The following is a 23,424-nucleotide window of genomic DNA, read 5'->3' on the forward strand; positions in this document are numbered from 1 at the left end:
AGGGCGCCCGCCGGGTGCGGGAGCTCGGGCCGGCGACCGCGGTGGTGACGCTGCTTTTATCTCTCGCGTGCCCAGGCGTCCAATTCGAAGCGATGCAGCAGCCCGGGGGCGAACATCGCGGCTATGGCCAGCAGCGCCACCACGGTGAAGGCCGTGCGCAACACGATCGTCTCGGTCTTGCCGCCCACCCGGACCGCGATGCCGTTCGGCACGCCGACCATGCGCCACATGCGCCGGCCCGTCGGTATCGGCCAGAGGATCGGCACCCCGGCGGACGTGATGATGTCGCCCAGCAGATGCACGAAACAGCCCACGCCGACCGCGAAGCCGAGCATCGGATAACCGCGGTCGCCGGGCAGCCTGGCGGCGGTGAACAACGCGATCGCGGCCGAGCAGAGCGTGACGATCACCCAGCCGGCGCGCTCGGCCCACTCGTCGAACAGGCCGCGCAGGGCCAGGCCGGCCATGAAGAAGATGATGCCGACGACCGCCCACTTGCCGTAATGCGTGGCCAGCGCGGTCGTGCCCCAGCCGACCAGCGCGGCGAACGGCAGGGTGTGGGTGAAGGTGCGGTGGCCGTTGTTGCGGCGCGGGTCCCTGCTCAGGCGCGTCGCGGTGTAGATGCCGAGCGAGAACTTCTCGATCACCTCGGCCACGAACAGCGAGAAGACCCCGAACGTGCGGGCCACGGTGGCGCCGCCCTGGTTGCGGGTGACCTTGCCGGAGAGATCGAGATCGGGCAGGAGCGCGCCGCCCGCGCAGACCGTGGCGCCGACGGCCACCGCCAGTGGTGACTGGCTGTAGCCGGCGAAGGTGTCCAGCGCCCAGCTTCCGGCCAGCCAGGCTGCCGCTCCCGAAAGAGCGTGCGACGGTCCCATCATCGGTATTGACCACCCTCCCCGCGCAAACCCGGTCACTCTGGCAGAGCGGGGGAGGGTGATCAACAACCGACACGTCCACTAGGGAGTGTCGTGGTTCACCGATTCCAGGGCGCCACGTGGTGGTAATGCGGCGAGTAGTGATCGGCGTAGCGGCGCCAGCGCGCGTGCCGCGCCAGGCCCATGACCAGGAACAGCAGCGGGATGGCCGGCCAGAAGAAGTGCGCGCCCGAGAGCGCCCACAGGCCGGTCAGGAACAGCGCGACCACGACGACGAAACCGGCGTGGCGCTGAAGGTGTCGGCGTGTCGCGAGACGCGCCTGCGGCGTCTCGGCGAGGGCACGCCGGCCACCGTCGGGGAGATCGGCCGTCAGCGGGCCGAGCTCGTCGCGGAATTTCGATGCGTACGCGGCGGCGAGACGTTCCTCGCCTTCCTCGAGCGTGAGGCGGCCCTCGGCCATCGCCGCGCGCAGGATCTCGGCGATCCGCTCGCGTTCCTGGTCGGAGGTGCGCATCCGGGCCGGGCCGCTGGTCGTGTACTCGTTCACGTGCTCCTCCTCGTGGGGCGTCGTGATACCAGAATCGGCTTTCGCCGCCCGGCGGGCGTCGGCTCGCGGTCGCATCCTCGGCTGCGGCTTTTCGGTGGTTTAAACCCCTTTCTCGTACGCCTTGCGCACAGCGCGTACGCCCGGGGTCGTACGACCGTGCTCCGATGCGGCGGGGTGGCCGGGTGCCGTAGGTTCGGCCGCATGGAAGACGAGCGCCCGTGGGGACCGCCGTGGCGGCAGGATCGCCGCACCGGCCGGTTCACGGCGGCCGACTACCGGCGGCAGCGGCGCGTCGGGGTCGGCGCCGCGGTGATCGCCGGGTTCTTCCAGGTCGTGGGGGCCAACAACGCCTTCTCCGAGGGGGCCATCTACCGCCCGATGACCTTCTGGGTCTACGCGCTGTTGCTGGTGGGGCCGGTGGCTCTGCTGGGCCGGTGGCGGTTCCCGCTGTTGTCGTTTGCTCTTGCGGCGGCCGCCTCCCTGGGATTCGCCACCTTCTCCGCGCCGCGGTGGACCATCGCGGTCGCGCCGGGGATCGCGCTGTTCAACATCGCGCGTCTCGGGCGCACCCGATCCGCTGTCGCTGCGGCTTGCGTCGGATATGTCGCTTACTTCCTGACTCTTTGGGTGTTTGCCGACCGGCTCGGGCTGCCCGCCGGCGCCCACGCCGACCTGCGGTCGCTGGTGCTGCTCGCGGTCGGGATGGCGGTGCTGATCTTCCTGGGCGGGGCGGCGAAGGTCCGCGGCGAGCACATGGCCGAGATGATGAAGGTGCGGGCCGAGCGGGCCCGGGCCAAGGAGGAGCAGGAGCGCCGGCAGGCCTCCGAGGAGCGCCTCCGGATGGCCCGCGAGCTGCACGACGTGCTCGGCCATCACCTCTCGCTGATCAACGTGCAGGCCGGTGTCGGGCTGCACCTGATGGACAGCCGCCCCGAGCAGGCCCGCGAGGCGCTCACCGCGATCAAGACGGCCAGCGCCGAGGCGCTGCGCGAGGTGCGCGCGGTGCTCGACGTGATGCGCGCCGAGGGGGAGGCCGCGCCCCGGCAGCCCTCGCTCGGCCTGAGTCGCCTCGACGAGCTGACCGCCGACGCCGGCCTGCCGATCACGACCAAGGTGACCGGCGCCGAGCGCGCGCTGCCGCCCGAGGTCGATCGCGCGGCGTACCGGATCGTCCAGGAGGCGCTCACCAACGTGCGCAAGCACGCCGGGTCGGGCGCGACGGCGTCGGTGGCGGTGGACTACCTGCCCACAGCGCTGCACCTCGCGATCCGCAACGAGGGGGCCTTCGTGGATTCCGACGCGCCCTCGGCCGAGGGCACCGGCATCGGCGGGATGCGCGAGCGGGCGCAGAGCCTCGGCGGCAGCGTCGAGGCGGGACCGGTCGAGGGCGGGTTCCTGGTGTCGGTGCTGCTCCCGACGCCCGACGGTGAGCATGATTTCGACCTCCAGGGGGAGAGAGCCGGATGATCTCGGTATTGCTGGCGGACGACCAGGCGCTGGTGCGGGCCGGGTTCCGGGCGCTGCTCAACGCGGAGCCCGACATCCAGGTCGTCGCCGAGGCGTCCGACGGGCTCGAGGCGGTCAAGCAGGCCCAGCAGACGCATCCCGACGTCGTGCTCATGGACATCCGCATGCCGGGCGTGGACGGGCTCGAGGCCACCAAGCGGATAGCGGCCGATCCCTCGCTGGCCGAGACGCGGGTGGTCATCCTGACGACGTTCGAGCTCGACGAGTACGTCTTCGAGGCGCTGCGCACCGGCGCGTCCGGGTTCCTGGTCAAGGACACCGAGCCGGTCGAGCTGCTGCGCGGGATCCGGGCCGTGGCGGCCGGTGACGCCCTGCTGTCGCCGAGCGTGACCCGGCGGGTGATCGGCGAGTTCGCCGGCAAGGCCGCGCACAGCCGCCAGGTCGCCCCGCCGGCGCAGCTCGACCAGCTCACCGAGCGCGAGCGGGAAGTCCTGGTGCTGGTCGCCGAGGGCCTGTCCAACGACGAGATCGCCGCCCGCCTGGTGATCAGCCCGGCCACGGCGAAAACCCACGTGAGCCGCACGATGATCAAGCTGGGCGCCCGCGACCGCGCCCAGCTGGTCGTCTACGCGTACGAGGCCGGTTTGATCCGCCCCGGCTGGCTGACCTGAAATTCTCTTCCGCCGGTTGTCGATTCTGATGGGCTGACGGCGTCATGTTGTCGCCGGCGCCGCGCAGGGCGGCGCCCGGGAGGGAGCACCACGATGCAGTACCTACTGCTGATCTACGGCGACGAGAAGGTCTGGGCGTCCCGCGACGAGCAGGAGCAGCAGGCCAACCACGAGCGGCACGCCCGGTTCATGGCCATGCTGCGCGAGCGGGGCGCGCTGGTCGGCGGGGAGGAGCTGGCCCTGGCGTCCACGGCGACGACCATCCGCAACGGCGACCGGGTGCGCGTGACCGACGGGCCGTACGCGGAGACCGCCGAGCAGATCGGCGGCTACTACGTGATCGAGGCGGCCGACCTGGACGAGGCGCTCGAGCTCGCCCGGCAGCTGCCCGAGCCGATCGTCGAGGTCCGCCCGATCGTCATGCACCCGCCGACGGACAGCTGAGCATGCGGGAAGCGGTCGAGCAGGCGTACCGCGAGGAGTGGTCGCGCCTGCTCGCCCTGCTCGTCACCCGGCTGCGGCGCTTCGACGTGGCCGAGGACAGCCTGCAGGACGCCTTCGTCGCGGCGGCCCGGGTCTGGCCCGCCGAGGGCGTGCCCTCTTCGCCGGGCGCCTGGCTCTGGACCACCGCTTATCGGCGGGCGCTCGATCGCCTTCGGCGGGAGTCGGCGGATGCGCGGCGCTTGCCGCTCCTCGTCGTTGACCCGCCTCGCTCCGACATTTCGGACAAGCCCGATATTCCGGATGAGCGACTCCGGCTGCTCTTCGCCTGCTGTCATCCGGCGCTGCGGGCGGACGCGCGGGCGGCGCTGATGCTGCGGTTCGTGGCCGGGCTGAGCACGGCCGAGATCGCGCGCCTGTTCCTGGTGTCCGAGCCGACCATGTCCGCGCGACTGACCCGGGCCAAGGCCAAGATGGCGGTGGCCGGCATCCCGCTGCGCGAGCCGTCGGCCGAGGATCTCCCGGAACGCCTCGATGTGGTGCTCAAGGCGATCTACCTCATCTTCACCGAGGGCTACCGTGCCACCGCCGGTCCCGAGCTGATCCGGCCGCGGCTGGCCGGGGAGGCGATCCGGCTCGGCTACCTCGTCGGCGAGCTGCTGCCGGGCGAGCCGCGCACGCTGTCGCTGCTCGCGCTGATGCTGCTCCAGCACGCCCGGCGCGATGCCCGGGTCGACACCGAGGGCGCTCTGGTGCTGCTGCCCGACCAGGACCGGTCCCGCTGGCGGCACGACGAGATCGCCCGCGGGCAGTCGCTGCTCGGGCTGCTCGAGGCGGTCCCGATGCCGGGGGAGTACCACTTGCAGGCGCTGATCGCCGCCGAGCACGCCAAGCCGCCGCCCACCGACTGGCCACGGATAGCCCTGCTCTACGCCGAGCTCGAGCGCCGCGACCCGTCGCCGATGATCCGGCTCAACCGGGCGGTGGCGGTGGCCGAGTCGGGCGCTCCCGAGGCCGGCCTGGCCCTGCTCGACGGCCTCGATCCGGCGCTGCGCGGCAGTCACCTGCTGCCGGCCGTACGCGCCGAGCTGCTCGCCCGGTTGGGCCGCCGCGACGAGGCCGCGGTGGCCTTCGACGCGGCGCTGGCATTGGTGCGCACCGATCCCGAGCGTGACCATCTGCGACGTCGCCGAGAAGCCCTCTGAGGGATATTCATGTTCGCCCCGGCCGCCTAGCATCCGGAGAATGGAGTACGGCCTCGGGGTGGATCTCGGGACGACCTACACCGCCGCCGCGGTCAATGTGGACGGCGCACTGGAGACTGTCCGCCTAGGTGGACGCGGGCCGGAGATTCCCTCGCTGGTGTTCCTGCGCGACGACGGCGAGGTGCTGATCGGCGAGGCCGCCCAGCGCCGCGGCGAGTCCGCGCCGACCCGGCTGGCCCGCGAGTTCAAGCGCCGGATGGGTGACCCCGTGCCGGTGCTGCTCGGCGACACGCCGCTGGCGGCGCACGAGCTGACCGCGCGGCTGCTGAAGCACGTCGTGGCGGCGGTGACCGACGGGCGCGGCGGGCCGCCGGCGCGGATCGTGCTCACCCACCCGGCGAACTGGGGACCGTACAAGCGGGAGCGCCTGGAGGAGGCCGCGCGGCTCGCCGACCTGCCGTCCGTCTCGCTGCGCACCGAACCGGAAGCCGCGGCGGTGCGTTACGCCGGGACGGCCCGGGTCGCGGTCGGCGAGATCATCGCCGTGTACGACCTGGGCGGCGGCACCTTCGACGCGGCGGTGCTGCGCAAGACCGCCGACGGCTTCGAGATGCTCGGCGAGCCGCAGGGCGTCGAGCAGCTCGGCGGGATCGACTTCGACGAGGCCGTTCTCGAGCACGTGCGGTCCACGCTGGGCGACCGGCTGGCCGGGCTCGACCTCGAGGACGCGGCGGTGACCGAGGCGCTGGCCCGCCTGCGGCGCGAGTGCGTGGAGGCCAAGGAGAGCCTGTCGTTCGACACCGAGGCGGAGATCGGGGTCGCGCTGCCGCGCCTGCACACACGCGTACGGATCCGCCGCTCCGACTTCGAGGCGATGATCTCCCCCGCCCTCGACGAGACAGTCGAGGCCATGCGGCGCGCGCTGCGCTCGGCCAAGGTCGAGGCGTCGTCGCTGCGCTGCGTGATGTTGGCCGGCGGCTCATCACGGATCCCGCTGGTCGGCCTGATGGTGTCGAAGGCCTTCGAACGCCCGGTCGTGGTCGACGAGCAGCCCGAACTGGGCATAGCCCTGGGCGCGGCCCGCCTGAGCGGTCCCGGGGCGGCCACGGGGGCATTGGCGTCATCGTCGTTCGTCGTGCTCCCGCCGCCGCGGAAAGCCCCCGACGATGCACCGGCCACGCCGGCGGTTGGCTCGGCCGCTCCCCTGGGCAGCGCGGCCGCGCCTCTCGGCAGCTCGGCCACGCCCGTCTCGCCGGCGGCGCAGGCCACGCCCGGCTCGCCGCGGGTCCCGGTCACGCCCGGATCGTGGCAGCTCCCGGTCACACCGGTCGCCTCCGGCTCGCCGCCGCCCGCTGGCTCGGGGTCGGCTCGTGGTGCGTCGCAAGGCTCCGGTGTTCCGGTGTCCGGGCCACCGGTGACGCCTGGGTCGCCGGCCGGTCCTGGCTCGCCTGGGTCTGTGCCGCCGGATCAGCCTGGGAGGTTGCCGCCGGCGCCGGTGGCCAGCCTGCCGGTGTCGGTGCGGCCGCCAGGTCTCCAGATGCCGCCGGATGAGGTCGGGCCGCCGGTGCCGCCTGCCTCGCCGGCCACCTATTCGCCGCCGCTGCGGGCCGCGGCGGGTGGCCTGCCGCCGAGGGCTGGTGGGCCGCCGGGCGCGTCGGGGGCCGCTGGGCATCCGGGCGGGTCGGGGGCCGCTGGGCATCCGGGCGGGTCGAGGGCCGCTGGGCATCCGGGCGGGTCGGGGAACGCCGGGCCGCACGGCGGGTCGCTGAGCGGGTCGGGGGAGGGTGGGCGGTCTCGGTGGCGGGCCTATCGGTGGCCGATCATCGGTGGGTTCGCGGCGGTGCTGCTGACCGTCACGGCGGTGAGCGCGGTGGCGGCCTGGCCCTGGAGTGACGATCGCCGTGAGGGCTCGGCCGGGAGCGGAGGCTCGACCGGGACTTCGGCGGTGGCGCAGCCGGGCGCGCAGGTGCTCTGGCGGGTGAACACCGGCGTGCCGGCGGTCGAGCCGCCCGCCGTGGGTGGTCAGTGGATCCTGGTCAGCGGGCAGGACGGGACGTTGCGGGCCTACCGGCGGACCGACGGCGCGCTGTCCTGGGAGATGGAGCTGGGGCCGGGGGCTCGGGCGGACGCCCGGATCGTGAACGGCGTCGCCTACGCGGTCACCGGCGCGGGGCGGATCATCGCGGTCGACGCCACCTACGGGAGCGAGCTCTGGCATCGGGACACCGGGCACGACGTGGCGGCTCGGCCGGCCGTGGACGAGGAACGGGTCTACGCGGGCGACGGGGACGGGGTGCTCTACGCGTACGAGATCGGGGAGAAACACCGACGCTGGCGTGCCTGGTCCGAGGGAAAGATCGGCACCTCGCCGGTCGTGAGCGACGGCATCGTCGTCGTCGCCTCCGGCGACGGCAAGCTCAACGGCGTGAGCGACCAGGGCGCCGTGCTCTGGCGGGCCGAGGCCGGGAAGGTCACCGACGGTCCGGTCGTCGCCGGTGACGCGGTGTGCGTGGCGATCGCCAACGGCACCGTCCGCTGTGTGGAGCTCAAGGACGGCGCGGAGCTGGACGGGATCGCCGACCAGGTCTCGGTCTCGCGGATCGCGGGCGGCGACGGGATGGTCCTCACGGCCGGCGCGGACGGGTCGATCAGCGCGTGGGACGCCCGGACATCGGACGTGCGCTGGCGTTATCGGCCGGAGCAGGGCGGCGCGGCCGGCATCCCGGTGGTGCGCGGCGGCGAGGTCGACGTGGCCTACCCGGACGGGCGGCTCGTGGGGCTGGACGCCCGCACCGGCAGCCTGCTTTGGCAGAACGTGACCGGCGATCGCTTCGAGGTCGCGGCCAGTGGCGACGGCGCGGGACTGTTCGCGGTCGGCGCGAGCGGGACCCTCTACGCGCTGCGGCCGCCGGGCAGCAACAGCGCCGCGATCGAGCTGTCGCCGACCGCGCTGCCGACGTCGCCGGCGACCTTGCCGGCGACCGAGCCCACCGCCGAGACCACCACGAGGCGGCGCACCACCTCGGCTACGACAAGGCCGACACGGTCGCGCTCGGTCTCGCCGTCCGCGACGAGGACGACGACGCCCACGTCGAGTCCGACCACGTCCCGCTCGACCGGGACGACACCCAGCGCCGTCGCCGTCCCGCGCGACGGAACGGCCGCACCACCCGCTTAGAGGCGGCGAGCTCGCAGAGTCTCGGCGACCGACCAAGCCTGGAACGGGCACCCCGTCGCCTCGTGCGGGGCGTCCCCGTCGGCCGTCTCCGACACCGAGCCCAGGCCGTACTCGCCGAGGTGGTCGTCGGCGTCGGAGATGGTCTGGTCGGCGCTGACGCCCAGCCGGCGCCAGGAGGCGACGAATGGCCCGATGAGCCACGGCCAGACCGTGCCGGTGTGATAGGCGGTGTCGCGCGCTACCTGCCCACCTCGGTGGACGCCGTGGTAACCGGCTTCGCTGGGGGCGAGGCTGCGCAAACCCAGCGGGGTCATCAGCGCCGAGCCGATCGCCTGCAGCGTGGCCGGCTCGGGGCGCAGCGGCGCATACGGCAGCGACCACGCCAGCAGCTGGTTGGGGCGCAGCGTGGCGTCGTTGCCGCCGGGACCGTCCACGACGTCGTAGAGCCAGCCGGTGGGCGCCGGGAAACGCCGGGCGAAACTGGCCAGCGCCTCGGGGTGTGCGCGGACGGCCGCGCCGGCGCCGGTGCGCGCCTGCCAGGCCAGCTTGATCACGGTGGCCAGGCCGTTGACCCAGAGCGCGTTGATCTCGACCGGCTTGCCCATGCGCGGGGTGACCGGCACCCCGTCGACGCGGGCGTCCATCCAGGTCAGCGCCTCGCCGGGGGCGCCCTGGCGGAGCAGGCCGTCGAGCGGGTCGGCGGCGATGCCGTACCGGGTGCCCTTGAGGTGGTGGTCGATCACGCCGAGCAGGGGCGGCAGCAGCTCGGCGGCCAGCTCGAAATCACCGGTCATCGCGACGTGCCGGCCCACCGCGTGCAGGAACCAGAGCGTGCCGTCGGCGGTGTTGTACTCGACGCTCCCGGTGTCGGCGGTGTTCGCCAGCATGCCTTCGGACAACGTCGACGCGTACGAGGTCAGCAGCTCCCTGCCCTCGGCGGACCGGTTGGTGGTGAGGAACAGGCCCTCGTAGCTGAGCATGGTGTCGCGCGACCACGCCCCGAACCACGGGTAGCCCGCCACGACGTCGGGACCGTTCTGTGTCCGTACGATAAAAGCGTCCGCGGCCAGAGCGAGGGTGGCTTGCGCGTCGTCGGCGGGCTGCGCGGCGGCGACCACCGCACGGTTGCGCAGCCGGGCCGCGCCCACGACCTCCGAGGCCGCCGGCGGAGGGTCGTCGAGCAAAGAAGCCCACGCCGACACCTCCGCGACGGCACCGGGCTGCCGCAACTCGGAGTGGAAGCTTCCGGCGTACCAGAGATCCTCTTGTGGTTGCAGGCCGCGCGCCGCCTCCGTGCGGTGCCGCACCCCGCGCCACCACGCACCCACCTGGCGGAAGTCCGGGCCGCGCAAGCGGTACGCCCCCTCGACCACGCACCCGCTCTCGTCGGCGGCGACCTCGGGGACCGGTCCGCTCGCGGTGCGCTCGCCGTGGATGTCACGCCAGGTGACCAGCGCGTCCAGGGAGAGGCTGATCGGGCCGCCGGTGAGCAGCCGGTGCACCACGGCGACCGAGGGACGGCCGTGCGCCATGGCGAGCTCGCGCTCGATCACCACGTCGCCGATCCGCCACCGCCAGCGCGGCAGGCCGTCGACCAGCTCGAAGCCGGCGAGAAGTTCGTGCCCGTGTGGGGCGATCGTCCCGTCCGCCCACTCGTGCGTGGCGAGGCGGACCGAGGCGCCCGACGGCAGCGTGACGATCGGGTCGAGGGCGGCGAGGGCGAGGCGGCGCGTCTTTTCCCCGGCCACTATCAACAAACCGTGGTAGCGGCGGGTGCGCAGGCCGTTCACCGTCCCCATCGCATAGCCGCCGCAGCCGTCGGCGACCAGCCACTCGCGCGCGGAACCCTCGTCGACACTGCCGCAGACCTGCGGGCCGAAGGCCAGGCGGCGGACCGTAGCCACGAGATGACCTCCAGTCGTCGGGCAGAATCATTAGTGTGCTCGGTTGAGTTCATTTGATCTAGTTGTGGGGGTGGAACGCCGCGTGGCGGAGCGCTTACGCCTGGCGCAGGCTGACTCCGGCGAAGAGCCGTGGCGCGCGTGGGGTCCCTACCTGGCCGAGCGCGCGTGGGGCACGGTCCGTGAGGACTACAGCGAGCACGGCACGGCGTGGGACTACTTCCCCCACGATCACGCGCGGTCCCGAGCGTACCGGTGGAACGACGACGGCATGGGCGGCATCTGCGACGAGCGTCAGACGTTCTGCTTCGCGCTGGCCCTGTGGAACGGCGAGGACCCGATCCTCAAGGAGCGGATGTTCGGGCTCGGCGGGGACGGCGGCAACCACGGCGAGGACGCCAAGGAGTACTGGTGGTATCAGGACTCCACGCCCACGCATTCGTGGATGCGGTGGCGTTACCACTACCCCCAAAAGGCTTTCCCGTACGACGAGCTGGTGCACGTCAACGGGCAGCGCTCCCGGGAGGAGTCCGAGTATGAGCTGATCGACACCGGCGCCTTCGACGAGGACCGGTACTGGGCCGTCACCGTCGACTACGCCAAGGCGTCCCCTCACGACATGTGCATCGCGATCACAGTGTCCAATCGCGGCCCGTCCCCGGCGTCCCTGCACGTGCTGCCGACGCTCTGGTTCCGCAATACCTGGTCGTGGGGTCTGCCCAACCGCCCCAAGCCGGCGCTGGTCGGCCGCCCGGGCCGCCTGTCCGGCCTGCACCGTACGGTCGGACATATCGTGCTGGAGGGCGAGCTGTCGCCGTCCGCTCTGGTCTGCGACAACGAGACCAACTCCCAGCGCCTCTGGGGGCTGCCCGGCACGAGCATGTATCCCAAGGACGGCATCAACGACCACCTGATCGCCGGGCTGCCCACGGTGAACCCGGCCGGTGTCGGCACCAAGGGCGCGCTGCACTACCTACTCACGCTGGCGCCGGGTGAATCGCGAACGTTGCGGCTGCGCCTCGCGGCGGATGATCACGAGCCGGGCGCGCTCGACCTCGGCGCCGGCTGGGAGTCGGTGATGGGCTCCCGGTCCTCCGAGGCCGACGCCTACTTCGCGGAGATCATTCCCGCCGCCGCCACGCCCGAGGAGGCCGCGGTGGCCCGGCAGGGCATCGCCGGGCTGATGTGGGGCAAGCAGTTCTACCACTTCGACGTGAAGCAGTGGCTGACCGGCGACCCCGGCTCCTCGCCGCCCCCGCCGGGCCGCCGCTACGGGCGCAACAACGCCTGGTGGCACATGAACAGCTTCGACGTCATCTCGATGCCGGACGCCTGGGAGTACCCCTGGTACGCGGCGTGGGACCTCGCCTTCCACTGTGTGTCGATCTCCCGGGTCGACCCCGCCTTCGCCAAGCAGCAGCTGATCCTGCTGCTCCGCGAGTGGTACATGCACCCCAACGGCCAGATCCCCGCGTACGAGTGGGCGTTCGGCGACGTGAACCCGCCTGTCCACGCCTGGGCGGCGCTGCGCGTCTTCGAGATCGACGGCGGGCGGGACTTCGACTTCCTCGCCCGGGTGATGCACAAGCTGCTGCTCAACTTCACCTGGTGGGTCAACCGCAAGGACGTCGGCGGCAACAACGTCTTCGAGGGCGGCTTCCTGGGCCTGGACAACGTCGGGCCGTTCGACCGTTCGGCCGCGCTGCCGGTCGCCGGGGTGCTGGAACAGTCGGACGGCACCGGCTGGATGGCGATGTACGCGCTGAACCTGCTGGACATCGCGATCCGGCTGGCGCTGCACGACCGCACCTACGAGGACATGGCGACGAAGTTCTTCGAGCACTTCGCCTACATCGCGGAGGCCGCCTACCGCCAGGGCCTCTGGGATGAGGAGGATTGCTTCTTCTACGACCAGCTGCGGTTGCCGGACGGGCACAAGCTGCCGCTGAAGGCGCGCTCGATCGTCGGCCTGCTCCCGCTCGCGGCCACCACCCGCTTGACGGCCGCGACCCTCAACCGTTTGCCCGAGCTCAGCGCCCGCTTGCGGTGGCTGCGCCACACGCAGGGCGAATACGCCGATGTGATCAGCGCCCGGCGGCTGTCGGCCGAGGGCCGCCAGCAACGCCTCCTGTCGATGGTGGGTCAGGATCAGCTGCTGCGCATTCTCGCGCGGATGCTTGATCCCGAGGAGTTCCTTTCCGCGTACGGGATCAGAACGCTCTCCCGATCCCACCTGGAGAAGCCGTTCACGGTTTCGCTGGGCGGCTCCGATTTCACGGTCGGCTACGAGCCGGCCGAGAGCACAAGCGGCCTGTTCGGCGGCAACTCGAACTGGCGCGGCCCGGTCTGGATGCCGGTCAACTACTTGCTGATCGAGGCGCTACGCGAGTACGCGGACTTCTTCGGCGACGACCTGATCGCCGAGTATCCGACCGGCTCCCAGCGAAAGATCCCCTTGGCCGCGATCGCCGACGACCTGTCCCAGCGCCTGATCTCCCTGTTCGTTCCCAATGCCGACGGCCACCGCCCGATCTACGGCGCCAACGAGATCCTCCAGAAGCACCCCGACTGGAAGGACCTGATCGTCTTCCCCGAGTACTTCCACGGCGACAACGGCGCCGGCCTGGGAGCGTGGCACCAGACGGGTTGGACGGCCTTGGTAGTCGACCTGATCCTCACCCTGCGCCGCTGAGGTCTTTCGTTTACGCCGCGTGCGCCCGCCAGAGGTCCGCGAGTGCGGCCTCGCTTGCCTCAGGCATCATGACGCCGGAGCCTTGCAGATGGTCCCAGGCGACCGCGGAGAGACGGTGTTTCAGCAGCGCGACAGGCAGCCGGTCGGCAAGGGGCAGAACCACATCGAACCGGACGTCGGCGAAGGTGGTGATCCGGCCGGACCCGTCCCAGCGCTCGTCCTCGTAGATCTCGCTCTCGAACCGGCCGCTGGCGACGATCCCGCGCTCGTGACGCTGCCGCACCAGGTAGGCGGTGTCACCCACCGAGATGCCCCGCTTCCGGATGCCAACGCCCCAACGACTCAACAGCGCATGTCCCGCAGCCGACCGCTCGGCCGCCGCGTCGAACTCACCGTCCGACCACCGCGCAGAGTCCGGGTTCCACGTCAACAAGAAGCTAGTCACAAGAACCAATCCTGCCCGGGCGGACGAGGCCGGTCTCGTAGCCGAGGATGACGGCGTGGATGCGGTCGCGAAGCTCGAGTTTCGCGAGGATCCGTTTGACGTGGGTCTTGACCGTCGACTCCTCGACGACCAGTTCCTCGGAGATCTCACCGTTGGAGCGCCCGCGCGCGATCAGCGTGAGCACATCCCTCTCCCGCGGCGTAAGCCGAGCCAGCCGCCGGGCCGCACCCGGATCCGGCCGCGCAAACCGGGTGACCTGCTCGACGACAGCGCGCGTGACCTCAGGCGCCAGCAACTGATCGCCCGCCGCCACTGTATGGATCGCCGCGATCAACTGCTCAGGCTGAATCCGCTTGAGCACGAACCCGGCCGCCCCACCCCGAAGCGCCCCCAGCACATAGTCGTCGTCCTCGAAGGTAGTAAGAATCAGAATCCGCACCCGAGGCGCCGAGGCAACAATCCGCCGGGTGGCCTCGATGCCGTCGAGCACCGGCATCCGAATGTCCATGAGCACCACATCGGGCCGAAGCCGCCCAGCCACCTCAACAGCCGCGCTCCCATCGGCGGCCTCACCCACGATCTGAATGCTGTCGTCGGTGGACAGCACCGCACAGAGCCCGGCCCGCATGAGGTGATCGTCATCCACAACAACGATCCGCAGCGCCTCACTCATGTCCGCGCCTCGCTCATGTCCGCGCCCCGCTTGCGCCCCGCGCACCGCTCACGCCCGCGCCCCGCGCACCGCTCACGCCCGCGCCCCGCGCACCGCTCACGCCCGCGCACCGGTCACGCCCGCGCCCCGCGCCCCGCTCACGCCCCGCGCACCGCTCACGCCCCCTCATGTTCGCGCCCCGCTCATGCGCGGCCCCGCTCGTGCCCGCGCCTCGGCCATGCCCACGTCTCGCTCATGCGTGCGGAAGGACGGCTGAGAGGCGGAAGCAACCGGCCGCCGGCTCCGCGGTCAGCGTGCCGCCGAGCAGGGTGGCCCGCTCCCGCATGCCGACGATGCCCAGCCCAACGCGTCCGTCCACGGCGTGGCCAACAGCGGCGCGACCGGCCGAGGTGCGCCCGCCGGCGGCGCGGAGAGCGACAGCGCGGCTGCCGGCAGGACGGCCCGCGACGGCCAGCGCGCCGGCGTTGCGGCTGTCGGCGGTGCGTGCGGCGGTGGCGTTGTGGTTGTCGGCGGTGCGTGCGGCGGTGGCGTTGTGGTTGTCGGCGGTGGGTGCGGCGGTGGCGTTGTGGTTGTCGGCGGTGGGTGCGGCGGTGGCGTTGTGGTTGTCGGCGGTGCGTGCGGCGGTGGCGTTGTGGTTGTCGGCGGTGGGCGCGGGAGTGGGGTTGTGGCTGTCGGCGACGCATGCGGTGGTTGCGTTGTGGTTGTCGGCGGCCGGCGGGCCGATCGCCGTGCGGCTGTCGGCGGGGTCTGGGTGGGGCACGGTTGGGTTGGTCACGTCGATTTCGACGCGTTGGCGGGCGAAGCGGACGGCGACCTCGGCGCTGCCCGCGCCGTGGCGGGCCGCGTTGGTGAGGGCCTCTTGCAAGATGCGGTAGGCCGCCCAGGCCACGCTGCGCGGCAGCGGCGTCTGTCGCTCGGGCAGGTCGGCGGCGATGGTGAGGCCGCTCGCGCGATGGCGATCGATCAGCTCGTCGAGTGCGCCCGGGTCGGCCGGGACGTCCTCGCGGTCGTCGCGTAAGGCCCGCACCAGGCGGTCGATGTCGGTGACCGTGTCGCGGGCGACCGACTCGATCGTGCCGAGCGCCTGTTTGGCGCGATCGGGGTCGCGGTCGTGCAGCAGCCGGGCCGCGCCGGCCTGCACCAGGATCACGTTGATCGCGTGGCCGGCCGAGTCGTGCAGCTCGCGGGCGATGCGGGTGCGCTCGTCGGCGGCGGCCAGCCGGCGGTCGCGCTCGGCGTCGGCAAGGGCGCGACGCGCCGTCTCCTCGGCCTCGGCCAGCGCCCGGCGCGCCTGCTCGGCCGCCTCCGCCCGGGCGCGGCGGGCACGCTCCTCGGACTCGGCCTGGAGGCGCTGGGCGCGCTCCTCGGACTCGGCCTGGAGGCGCTGGGCGCGCTCCTCGGACTCGGCCTGGAGGCGCTGGGCGCGCTCCTCGGACTCGGCCTGGAGACGCTGGGCGCGCTTCTCGGCCTCGGCCCGCACGCGCAGGGCATTGGCCTCGGCGTCGGCCAGGCGCAATGCGCGCAAGCGGCTGCGGTCGCCGGCGATCCACAAGCCGGCGAAGACTGCCGCCCAGGCCAGCAGCTCGGTGGCGATCGAGCGTGGCAGGACGCCGATCGACCAGTAGGCCACCGCGACCGCGGGCACGAACGCGTTCACCGCGAGCAGCGCTGCGGCCCGGGGGAAAGGCGCGGCTCCGGTGTAAGCCTGGGCCAGCGCATAAGCCGCGACGGCCGTGGCCACGGGAGCGTCCAAGGGGTAGTTCAGGTGGAGCAGGAGGAGGCTGGCGACGGCGCTCAACCCGTACGCAATCTCGGGTTTTCGCCTCCGCAGAGCTAGAGGCGCGGCAGTGAGAAGGGCCAGAACGAAGCCTTGCGTGTCGAGGCTGCGCGCCGTCGGGCCCGGCGTGCCGAAGCCACGGGCGGTCAGGATCGCCAGGGTCAACCCCAGCGCCAGCGTGACGATCACGCCGTCGGTAAGCCACCTTTGCTTCGGCATGCGGCCAGGTTAGTGCGGATCGGCGGGGAGCGAATCAGACCACGGTATGAGTGGTTGTACCACCGTGGTGGGACGCCCGAAGCCCACCTGAGGAGGCTTACGGCGGGGCGTTCCGCCTCCCTAGCTTTCCGGGCATGTTCGCACGGATCGCAAGCTGGGCCATCCGCCGCCGATGGTGGGCGCTCGCCGCCTGGGTGCTCGTCCTCGTCGCGGTGAGCGCCGCCGCGCAGGTCGTCGGGGCCCGATATCACAACGACTTCTCGCTGCCCCGCACCGAGTCGCAGCAGGCCCTCGAGGCCCTGGAGAGCGATCATCCCGCGTCCGCCGGCGCGACCCTCCAGATCGTCGTCAAATCGTCCACCCCGCTGAGCCCCACCACCCTCGACCCGATGCTCACGCAGGTCCGCACCCTGCCCCACGTCGCCGGCGTCGGCGAGCCTGTCATTTCCCAAGACAAGATCATCGGGTACGCCTCCGTCGCGCTCGACGCGCAAGCGCAGGATGTGCCGGCCCCCGACGTGCGCCGGATCATCGACACCGCCCAGTCGTTCGGCGGCAACGGCCTGCAGGTCGAGCTGGGCGGCGATCCGGTGCGCGGCGCCGAGGAGTCGAGCGGCGGCGCCTCCGAGGGGATCGGGTTGCTCGCGGCCCTGGTCATCCTGGTGTTCCTGTTCGGCTCCCTGCTCGCGGCGAGCCTGCCCATCATCATCGCCGTGTTCGCGGTGGGCTCGGCGATCGGCCTGGTGGTGCTCGCCTCGCACGTGGCCACCGTCGCCGACTTCACCACCCCACTGATGATCCTGGTCGGTCTGGGCGTCGGGATCGACTACGCCTTGCTGGTGTTCTCCCGATACCGCTCCGAGCTGGTCGCCGGCGTGGATCGCGATCGAGCCGTGGCGAGGGCGCTCGACACGGCCGGCCGTACGGTCTTCTTCGCCGGCTGCACGGTGATCGTCGCCCTGCTCGGGTTGGTCGTGCTCGGTCTCGGGTCGCTGCAGGGGGTCGCGGTAGCGGTGGCGCTCACGGTCCTGGTCACCATGCTCGCGGCGTTGACCCTGCTGCCGGCCCTGCTCGCGGTGTTCGGGAAGCGGTTCGAGCGGCGATACTCCGCCCTGGCCGTGGAGGGAGGGGCAGTGCAGCCCGACGCCCGGCGCGAAGGCGACGCTGAAGGGGTCGCGCGGCCGTCGGCTGGCCGTCGCCAACGGGCGGAAGGCGATCGCTGGCGGCGCTGGTCCATCGCGGTGCAGCGGCGCCCGGTGCTGGCGGCGGTGCTTCCGGTGGTCGCGTTGCTGGTGCTGTGTGCGCCGCTGCTGGATCTGCGGCTTGGCTTCGCCGATGCGAGCACCGATCCGCCGTCGTCCACCAGCCGGAAGGCCTACGACCTGATCAGTGAGGGGTTCGGGCCGGGATACAACGGGCCGCTGATCGTCGTGGTCGAGGGGCCCGATTCGGCGGCTACCACCGCGCAGCAGGCCCTGTCGGCTACGCCCGGTGTGGCGGCCGCCTTCCCGGGCGGGCCCGGAACGCTCGTCGTCATCCCGGCCACGGGTCCGCAGTCGGCCGAGACGACCGAGCTCGTCACCCGTCTTCGCGAGGACGTCCTGCCAGGTGTGGGCGGCGCGACTTTCCTGGTCGGCGGAAGCACCGCGGCGGTGGTCGACTTCGCCGACGCGGTCGCGGCGAGGTTGCCCGCGTTCATCGGGGTCGTGGTCGGACTGTCCGCGCTGCTGTTGCTGCTGGTCTTCCGCTCGCTGCTGATCCCGCTCAAGGCCGCCGTCCTCAATCTGCTCAGCGTCGGCGCGGCGCTCGGCGTGATCACCGTGGTGTTCCAGCAAGGGCTGCTGGGGGAGCAGCCGGGGCCGGTCGAGGCGTACGTCCCGGTCATGATTTTTGCGATCGTCTTCGGCCTGTCGATGGACTACGAGGTCTTCCTGCTGGCCCGCATGCACGAGTCCTGGCATTCCCGGCCGGACCCCGCGGCGGCGATCACCGAGGGGATGGCCACGACGGGCCGGGTCGTGACCGCGGCGGCCGCCATCATGGTGGTGGTCTTCGGGGCGTTCCTGCTGAGCCCGGACCGGATGCTGCGGCAGTTCGGCCTGGGCCTGGCGGCCGCGGTCCTGCTCGACGCGGTGGTCATCCGCTGCCTGATCGTGCCGGCCGTGATGCAGCTCTTCGGCCGTCGCGCCTGGTGGTTGCCGGCGCCGCTGTCCCGCCGCCTCCCGGCCGTCGCCCTGGAACACCGCTGACTCGCGGGTGGCCGGGGGGAGTCCGGGTGGCTGGCCGTGGAGAGGGCCGGCTGGGGCCGACCGAGTTGCCGAAGGCGGTTGTCAACCACTCGGTGGACACGGCAGCGTGGAGGGCATGCTGGCTACCGCGCGCGTTGTCGCCTTCGTGCCGTCGACCGACCTCGGCCGGTCCCGCGAGTTCTACGAGAAGGCGCTCGGGCTTCCGATCGCCTCCGCCGATGGCTTCGCCGTGGTGGCCCAGTCGCCCACGGGCGCCATCCGCATCACCAACGTGGGTCCGGAGCTGCGTCCCCAGCCGTTCACGGTCCTCGGCTGGGAGGTCGACGACCTGGACGCCGCGATCGACGCCCTCACCGCCCGGGGCGTCGAGTTCGTCCGCTTCCCCGACATGGGTCAGGACGCCCGGGGCGCCTGGACCGCACCGGGAGGCGCGCGGATCGCCTGGTTCCGCGACCCCGATGGCAACACCCTGTCCCTGACGGCTCACGAGCGGCGATAGCGATACCCGATCGGCAGCAGCGACACGTCCCACCGCCCGGAGATCGCGCCCCACAATCCGCGCGGGGCGAACAGCGTCACCAGCATCGCCACCGCGCCGAGAACGACCAGATACCAAGGGCCGTAGCCGGCCAGGAACTGCTGCAGCCCGAAGAACAGCAGCGCCCCCAGCAACGGCCCCTCGAGCGTTCCGAGCCCGCCGATCAGCACCATGAAGAGCATGTAGACGCTGTACTGCGGGCCGAAGACCGAGGCCGGCTGCACGTACAGCGAATGGCAGAAGAGCACCGCCCCGACCGCGCCGGTGCCGAGGGCGGAAAGGAAATAGGCGACGCGGCGCACCCGGCCCACCGCGACGCCGGCGGCGGCCGCGGCGACCGGCTCGAAATGGACCGCCCGCGCGTCGAGGCCGAACCGGCTGCGCATCAGCAGCGCGATCCCGGCCACGCACGCCAGCATCAAACCCAATGCCCACCAATAAGTGAGGGCCTGCCATAGCACGAGCGGATACTCGCCGGCCCCGGGAAGGCTCACCCCGGTGTTGCCGCCGACGCGCGGCGAAACGGTGGCGAGCAGGCGGAGAACCTCGGCCACCACCCACGTCGCGACCGCGAAGTAGCCGGCCGTCAGCCGCAGCACAAGCAGGGAAACGGGCAGGGAGACGACGGCGGCGGTGAGGGCGGCCAGCACCACGCCGAAGGCCGGATTCACGCCGGCCGAGGCGTACAGGTAAAGGGCGTAAGCGCCGACGCCGAGATAGGCCTGCTGCCCGAAGGAGGTGAGGCCGGCGAAGCCGGCGAGCAGGTTCCACAGATTGGCGAGCGCGATGAACAGGAACAGGTCGATGAGCGCGGTCTCGGCGCGGGCGGCGAAATAGGGCACGGCCGCGAGAACGACCGCCACGGCCGCGCCCGCCGAGGACGAGATCGTGGCCGTCCGGCTCCATCGGCTGATGGCCGGCGTCATCGGAACAGCCCTTGCGGGCGGACCGCGAGAACAAGCAGGAACAGCAGATGTACGGCGAGGACGGCGTACTGCGAATTCCATTCCCCGACGAGTTGCTGGGTGAGCCCGAGCGCGACCCCGCCGGCCAGCGTTCCCCACAGCGAGCCCAGCCCGCCGATCACCACCGCCTCGAACGCGAAGATCAGCAGCGTGCCGCCGGCGTTGGGGTCGAACGCCGAGATCACGCCGAGGAACACGCCGGCCAGCGCGGCGGTGGCGACCGCGACCCCGGCCACCGACGCGAAGACCGGCCGCACGCGCACCCCGACCAGGCGCGCGGTGTCGAGGTCGTCGGAGGTCGCTCGCACGCTGCGACCCCAGGACGTGTACGACAACAGCACCTGCAGCACCCCGAGCACGACCAGCGCGACGACGAGCCCCGTCACCCGCAGCCACGACACCACGATCCCGCCGGGCAGCTCCACGCTCGCCAGCGCCAGGCTGCCGCCGTCGAGCGAGCGCGTGTTCGCCCCGGCCCCGACGAGCAGCAGGTTCTCGATGACCACGGAAAGACCGAAGGTCACGAGTACGGGCGCCAGGTCGCCCCCGCGCAGCGCCCGGCCGAGCACGGACAGCTGCAGCAGCACCCCGGCCCCGAACGCGAGCGGTAACAGCAGCGGCAGCGTCCACCACACCGGCACGCCGAGTGCCGACGACAGCACCAACGCCAGGTAGGCGCCGCACACGGCCAGGTCACCGTGCGCGAGGTTGACCAGCCGCATGACGCCGAAGGTGAGCGACAACCCGCAGGCGATCAGCGCGTATTCGCCGCCGAGCAGGATGCCCTGGATGGCCGCGTTCACGAGGCGGTCCCGAAATAGGCGGCGACCACATCGTCGCGGGCGATTCCCTCGGACGGCGCGGAGAGCACCACCCGGCCTTCCAAGAGACACACCACCGAGGGGCAGGCGGCGAGCGCCCGATCCAGATCCTGCTCGACCAGAATCATCGCGGTTCCGGCTTCTCGCAGCGATGCCAGCGTGTCGTAGAGACCGTCGACAATGGCCGGCGCGAGCCCGAGCGAGATCTCGTCGAGCAACAGCAGGCGCGGCCCGGATGCGAGCGCCCGCGCGATCGCCACCGCCTGCTGTTCCCCGCCGGAAAGCAGGGCGGCACGGCGATTCCGGCAGCGGGCGATGAGCGGGAAGACTTCGTAGATCTGCGGCAGGCGCCACGCCGACGGGCGAGCCCGCACGGCCCCGACGAGGATGTTCTCTTCCGCGGTCAGCGAGGGAAAGAGCCGCCGCCCCTCAGGAACGAGCGCAATCCCTTCCCGTACGCGATGGTGGGGTGGGGAATTCTTGAGATCGGCGCCATCGAACACGACTCGGCCGCGAGCCGGCGTCATGGCCCCGGCAATCGTGCGCAACAGTGTGGTCTTGCCCGCGCCGTTGGCGCCGACGAGGGCGAGCGACGAATTCTCCGGCAGCGACAGGGAGACGTCGAAAAGGGCCTGAAAATCGCCGTAGAGCACGTCGAGGGAGGTGACCTCCAACAGGCTCATAGGACGCCCCGGCCGAAGTACGCCCGGCGCACCGCGGGATCGTCGAGGACTTCGGCGGGCCGTCCCGACGCCAGCACCCGGCCGTCGGCGAGACACACCAGTCGGGTAGCGACCTGCGTCAATGCCCGAATCACGTGTTCCACCCAGACGATCGCGACGCCGCCCGCCGAAAGCGAGCGGATCGTGGTCACCAAGGCGCCCGTTTCCGCGTCGGTGAGCCCGCCCGCGATCTCGTCGAGCAGCAGGACGCGCGGCGAGGCGGCGAGCGCCCGGGCGAGCTCGAGGCGCTTGCGCGACAACAGTCGCAGCCCGGCCGAGCGCAGGTCGCCCTCGTCGAGGAGGCCGGCGAGCTCGAGCGCCCGGATCGCCTCCCGCTCGGCGGCCTTCCCGCGCTTGCCGCCGCCGCGCACGGCACCGAGCAACGCGGTCTCGAAGACCGTGAGGTCGCCGAGGGGCCGCGGCACCTGAAACGTCCGGGCGAGGCCGAGCCGGCAGCGGCGGGCCGTCGGCATTCCGGTCACCTCGACGCCGCCGAGCAGCACCCGCCCGCGGTCCCGGCGCTGCGCGCCGGCCACGATGTCGAGCAGCGTGGTCTTGCCGGCGCCGTTCGGCCCGACCACGCCCACCGCCTCGCCCTCGGCCACCTCGAAGGACACGTCGTCGAGCACGGTCAGCGCCCCGAACCGCGTGCCGACGCCGTGCACCGCGAGCGCGGCGGTCATCGGAGGAACTGCAGGTCGCCCTGGATGGGGATGTCCGGGGCCGCGCTGTTGTCGACGACGACGAGGTCGAATTTGTTGCCGGAGTTGAGCCGCCATTGGCCGACGAGGTCGGGCGCGAGCGCGACGTTCTTCACCGGGCCGCTGGTGAAGTCGTACCTCCCGGTGATCGCCTCGCCCTTGAGCTGCCCGATCGCGTGCGCCACCGCCGCCTTGTCCTTGGGGTTGCCGGAGGCCTTCAGCGCGGCCACCGCGATCTCGAACACCGCGTGGTCCATGCCCATCGGCTGGGTCCACTGCTTGCCGCTCTGCTGCTGGTAACCGTCGGCGAAGGCGGCGGCCGAGGTGCCGTCCAGCGAGGACTTGTACGGGTAGTCGCGGTGCCACCAGGCCGGCGCCACGAGGTTGTTGCCGAGCGGGCCGAGCGCCTCGACCACGCTGGGGAACAGCAGCGCCTTCGCGACCGTCGCCAGCTTGGGGACGAAGCGGTTCTGCCCGGCCTGCTTCCAGAACGTGATGAAGTCGGGCGGGATCGGCGCGGCCTGCAAAATGTCGACGCCGCCGCTCTTGAAGGCCGAGATCATCGGGGTGAAGTCCTGGGTGCCGTCCTGGTAGGCGCCGGGGTCGACGAGCTTCCAGCCGAGGTCCTTCACGACCGGCGTGAAGTACTTGCGGTAGCTGTCGCCGTCGACGTCGTTGGGCCACATCGCGCCGACCGTGTGCGGGGCGCCGGGGACGCGCTGCCAGAGTTTCGAGAAGACCTGCGCCTCGGCCTGGGTGCCGATGAAGTACAGGTACGTGTACTCGAAGTCCTTGCCGCCGCGCGGGTAGTACCAGATCTCCCACGGGCAGATGGTGGCGATGCACGGGACCTTGGCGGCCTCGCACTGGTCGCTGACCGGGTTGGTGGTGTCCGGCGTGGAGGTCGCCAGCACGATGTCGACCTGGTCCTGGTTGATCAGCTCGCCCGCCACCTGGGCCGCCCGGGCGCTGCTCGACTGGGTGTCCTTGTCGACGATCTCGATCGTATATTTTGTACTTCCGACCGTAATTCCGCCCTTGACCGCATTTCGGATGACCCCCAACACGTAGTCGTTGGACTCGCCGAAGACCGCCAAGGGACCCGTTTTTGGCAGGACATATCCAATTTTTATGGTTTTGCCGCCGCTCGACGGCGTGTTCTGGAGGCCCTTGCTGCACGCGCCGGCCAGGCCTGCGGCCGCCAGGCCCGCCGCGCCGAGGAGGGTACGCCGGCTCATTGTCCTACCCATGGTCAGAGGTCTACTCGCGGCAGACAAGCAAGGTCTTGAATGCCGACGCACATTGCTTGACCGTGCGCGCATGCCGCAGGAAG

The 23,424-nt window shown here is 71.7% G+C and carries 19 protein-coding genes; 8 read left to right on the top strand and 11 right to left on the bottom strand.

Features of this window, described 5'->3' with window-relative positions; genetic code table 11:
• Nucleotides 1-56: 56 nt before the first annotated feature.
• Complete coding sequence (locus ACQPZX_RS11255) at nt 57-881, bottom strand: metal-dependent hydrolase (RefSeq protein WP_433378196.1); 825 nt, start codon at nt 879-881, stop codon at nt 57-59.
• A 95-nt stretch (nt 882-976) separates the two neighbouring features.
• Nucleotides 977-1,426: a DUF1707 domain-containing protein gene (locus ACQPZX_RS11260; RefSeq protein WP_433378199.1), complete on the bottom strand. Its 450-nt coding sequence runs from the start codon at nt 1,424-1,426 to the stop codon at nt 977-979.
• A 201-nt stretch (nt 1,427-1,627) separates the two neighbouring features.
• Between ACQPZX_RS11260 and ACQPZX_RS11265 the strand changes: the two genes are divergently transcribed.
• The 5 genes from ACQPZX_RS11265 to ACQPZX_RS11285 all read left to right on the top strand — a co-directional run bounded on the left by ACQPZX_RS11265 (nt 1,628) and on the right by ACQPZX_RS11285 (nt 8,388).
• Nucleotides 1,628-2,893, top strand: coding sequence for a sensor histidine kinase (locus tag ACQPZX_RS11265; RefSeq protein ID WP_433378202.1), 1,266 nt, complete (start codon nt 1,628-1,630; stop codon nt 2,891-2,893).
• The gene (locus tag ACQPZX_RS11270) at nt 2,890-3,564 is read left to right on the top strand and encodes a response regulator (protein WP_433378205.1); all 675 of its coding nucleotides are present in this window, start codon (nt 2,890-2,892) and stop codon (nt 3,562-3,564) included. Before ACQPZX_RS11265 ends, ACQPZX_RS11270 begins: the two co-directional genes overlap by 4 nt.
• A 93-nt stretch (nt 3,565-3,657) precedes the next feature.
• On the top strand, nt 3,658-4,008 hold the full coding sequence (locus ACQPZX_RS11275) for a YciI family protein (RefSeq protein ID WP_433378207.1): 351 nt from the start codon (nt 3,658-3,660) through the stop codon (nt 4,006-4,008).
• Nucleotides 4,009-4,010: 2 nt separating this feature from the next.
• A complete protein-coding gene (locus ACQPZX_RS11280; RefSeq protein WP_433378210.1) occupies nt 4,011-5,210 on the top strand; it encodes an RNA polymerase sigma factor in 1,200 nt (399 codons plus the stop codon).
• 40 nt (nt 5,211-5,250) lie between these two features.
• On the top strand, nt 5,251-8,388 hold the full coding sequence (locus ACQPZX_RS11285) for an Hsp70 family protein (protein WP_433378216.1): 3,138 nt from the start codon (nt 5,251-5,253) through the stop codon (nt 8,386-8,388).
• Here the strand turns inward: ACQPZX_RS11285 and ACQPZX_RS11290 are convergent.
• Nucleotides 8,385-10,292, bottom strand: coding sequence for an amylo-alpha-1,6-glucosidase (locus ACQPZX_RS11290; RefSeq protein ID WP_433378218.1), 1,908 nt, complete (start codon nt 10,290-10,292; stop codon nt 8,385-8,387). The two genes, ACQPZX_RS11285 and ACQPZX_RS11290, sit on opposite strands and share 4 nt — an antisense overlap.
• A gap of 70 nt (nt 10,293-10,362) precedes the next feature.
• Here ACQPZX_RS11290 and ACQPZX_RS11295 point away from each other — a divergent pair, with 70 nt between their 5' ends.
• Nucleotides 10,363-12,981 (top strand): MGH1-like glycoside hydrolase domain-containing protein, encoded by a 2,619-nt coding sequence (locus ACQPZX_RS11295; protein WP_433378221.1) that lies wholly within the window; start codon nt 10,363-10,365, stop codon nt 12,979-12,981.
• A 10-nt stretch (nt 12,982-12,991) separates the two neighbouring features.
• Here ACQPZX_RS11295 and ACQPZX_RS11300 read toward each other — a convergent pair whose 3' ends face one another.
• From ACQPZX_RS11300 to ACQPZX_RS11310, 3 genes are all read right to left on the bottom strand, one after another.
• Nucleotides 12,992-13,414 carry a hypothetical protein gene (locus ACQPZX_RS11300; protein WP_433378224.1) on the bottom strand — a complete coding sequence of 141 codons (423 nt, stop codon included), beginning with the start codon at nt 13,412-13,414 and terminating at the stop codon, nt 12,992-12,994.
• 4 nt (nt 13,415-13,418) lie between these two features.
• Nucleotides 13,419-14,099 (bottom strand): response regulator, encoded by a 681-nt coding sequence (locus ACQPZX_RS11305; RefSeq protein ID WP_433378227.1) that lies wholly within the window; start codon nt 14,097-14,099, stop codon nt 13,419-13,421.
• A gap of 232 nt (nt 14,100-14,331) precedes the next feature.
• Complete coding sequence (locus tag ACQPZX_RS11310; RefSeq protein WP_433378230.1) at nt 14,332-16,095, bottom strand: histidine kinase; 1,764 nt, start codon at nt 16,093-16,095, stop codon at nt 14,332-14,334.
• Nucleotides 16,096-16,229: 134 nt separating this feature from the next.
• Between ACQPZX_RS11310 and ACQPZX_RS11315 the strand changes: the two genes are divergently transcribed.
• Nucleotides 16,230-18,344, top strand: a complete 2,115-nt coding sequence (locus ACQPZX_RS11315) for an MMPL family transporter (RefSeq protein ID WP_433378233.1) — start codon at nt 16,230-16,232, stop codon at nt 18,342-18,344.
• A gap of 115 nt (nt 18,345-18,459) precedes the next feature.
• On the top strand, nt 18,460-18,843 hold the full coding sequence (locus ACQPZX_RS11320; RefSeq protein ID WP_433378236.1) for a VOC family protein: 384 nt from the start codon (nt 18,460-18,462) through the stop codon (nt 18,841-18,843).
• Here ACQPZX_RS11320 and ACQPZX_RS11325 read toward each other — a convergent pair.
• From ACQPZX_RS11325 to ACQPZX_RS11345, 5 genes are read right to left on the bottom strand one after another with little or no spacing between them, the layout of a single operon-like run.
• Nucleotides 18,828-19,808, bottom strand: a complete 981-nt coding sequence (locus ACQPZX_RS11325) for a branched-chain amino acid ABC transporter permease (RefSeq protein WP_433378239.1) — start codon at nt 19,806-19,808, stop codon at nt 18,828-18,830. The two genes, ACQPZX_RS11320 and ACQPZX_RS11325, sit on opposite strands and share 16 nt — an antisense overlap.
• The gene (locus ACQPZX_RS11330) at nt 19,805-20,650 is read right to left on the bottom strand and encodes a branched-chain amino acid ABC transporter permease (RefSeq protein ID WP_433378242.1); all 846 of its coding nucleotides are present in this window, start codon (nt 20,648-20,650) and stop codon (nt 19,805-19,807) included. Before ACQPZX_RS11330 ends, ACQPZX_RS11325 begins: the two co-directional genes overlap by 4 nt.
• Nucleotides 20,647-21,351, bottom strand: coding sequence for an ABC transporter ATP-binding protein (locus tag ACQPZX_RS11335; RefSeq protein ID WP_433378245.1), 705 nt, complete (start codon nt 21,349-21,351; stop codon nt 20,647-20,649). The genes ACQPZX_RS11330 and ACQPZX_RS11335 overlap by 4 nt, the downstream gene beginning before the upstream one ends.
• Complete coding sequence (locus tag ACQPZX_RS11340; RefSeq protein ID WP_433378248.1) at nt 21,348-22,073, bottom strand: ABC transporter ATP-binding protein; 726 nt, start codon at nt 22,071-22,073, stop codon at nt 21,348-21,350. Before ACQPZX_RS11340 ends, ACQPZX_RS11335 begins: the two co-directional genes overlap by 4 nt.
• Nucleotides 22,070-23,329 (bottom strand): ABC transporter substrate-binding protein, encoded by a 1,260-nt coding sequence (locus ACQPZX_RS11345; RefSeq protein WP_433378251.1) that lies wholly within the window; start codon nt 23,327-23,329, stop codon nt 22,070-22,072. The genes ACQPZX_RS11340 and ACQPZX_RS11345 overlap by 4 nt, the downstream gene beginning before the upstream one ends.
• Nucleotides 23,330-23,424 lie beyond the last annotated feature (95 nt).

Source organism: Actinoplanes sp. CA-142083, from assembly GCF_050942195.1.
In the GTDB taxonomy this organism is placed as follows: Bacteria; Actinomycetota; Actinomycetes; order Mycobacteriales; family Micromonosporaceae; genus Actinoplanes.

Bases quoted from the DNA above. Each gene is read 5' to 3' on its own strand.
- ACQPZX_RS11255 (WP_433378196.1), bottom strand. From the start codon at position 881: ATGATGGGACCGTCGCACGCTCTTTCGGGAGCGGCAGCCTGGCTGGCC.
- ACQPZX_RS11265 (WP_433378202.1), top strand. From the start codon at position 1,628: ATGGAAGACGAGCGCCCGTGGGGACCGCCGTGGCGGCAGGATCGCCGC.
- ACQPZX_RS11270 (WP_433378205.1), top strand. From the start codon at position 2,890: ATGATCTCGGTATTGCTGGCGGACGACCAGGCGCTGGTGCGGGCCGGG.
- ACQPZX_RS11275 (WP_433378207.1), top strand. From the start codon at position 3,658: ATGCAGTACCTACTGCTGATCTACGGCGACGAGAAGGTCTGGGCGTCC.
- ACQPZX_RS11280 (WP_433378210.1), top strand. From the start codon at position 4,011: ATGCGGGAAGCGGTCGAGCAGGCGTACCGCGAGGAGTGGTCGCGCCTG.
- ACQPZX_RS11285 (WP_433378216.1), top strand. From the start codon at position 5,251: ATGGAGTACGGCCTCGGGGTGGATCTCGGGACGACCTACACCGCCGCC.
- ACQPZX_RS11305 (WP_433378227.1), bottom strand. From the start codon at position 14,099: ATGAGTGAGGCGCTGCGGATCGTTGTTGTGGATGACGATCACCTCATG.
- ACQPZX_RS11310 (WP_433378230.1), bottom strand. From the start codon at position 16,095: ATGCCGAAGCAAAGGTGGCTTACCGACGGCGTGATCGTCACGCTGGCG.
- ACQPZX_RS11315 (WP_433378233.1), top strand. From the start codon at position 16,230: ATGTTCGCACGGATCGCAAGCTGGGCCATCCGCCGCCGATGGTGGGCG.
- ACQPZX_RS11320 (WP_433378236.1), top strand. From the start codon at position 18,460: ATGCTGGCTACCGCGCGCGTTGTCGCCTTCGTGCCGTCGACCGACCTC.
- ACQPZX_RS11325 (WP_433378239.1), bottom strand. From the start codon at position 19,808: ATGACGCCGGCCATCAGCCGATGGAGCCGGACGGCCACGATCTCGTCC.
- ACQPZX_RS11335 (WP_433378245.1), bottom strand. From the start codon at position 21,351: ATGAGCCTGTTGGAGGTCACCTCCCTCGACGTGCTCTACGGCGATTTT.
- ACQPZX_RS11340 (WP_433378248.1), bottom strand. From the start codon at position 22,073: ATGACCGCCGCGCTCGCGGTGCACGGCGTCGGCACGCGGTTCGGGGCG.
- ACQPZX_RS11345 (WP_433378251.1), bottom strand. From the start codon at position 23,329: ATGAGCCGGCGTACCCTCCTCGGCGCGGCGGGCCTGGCGGCCGCAGGC.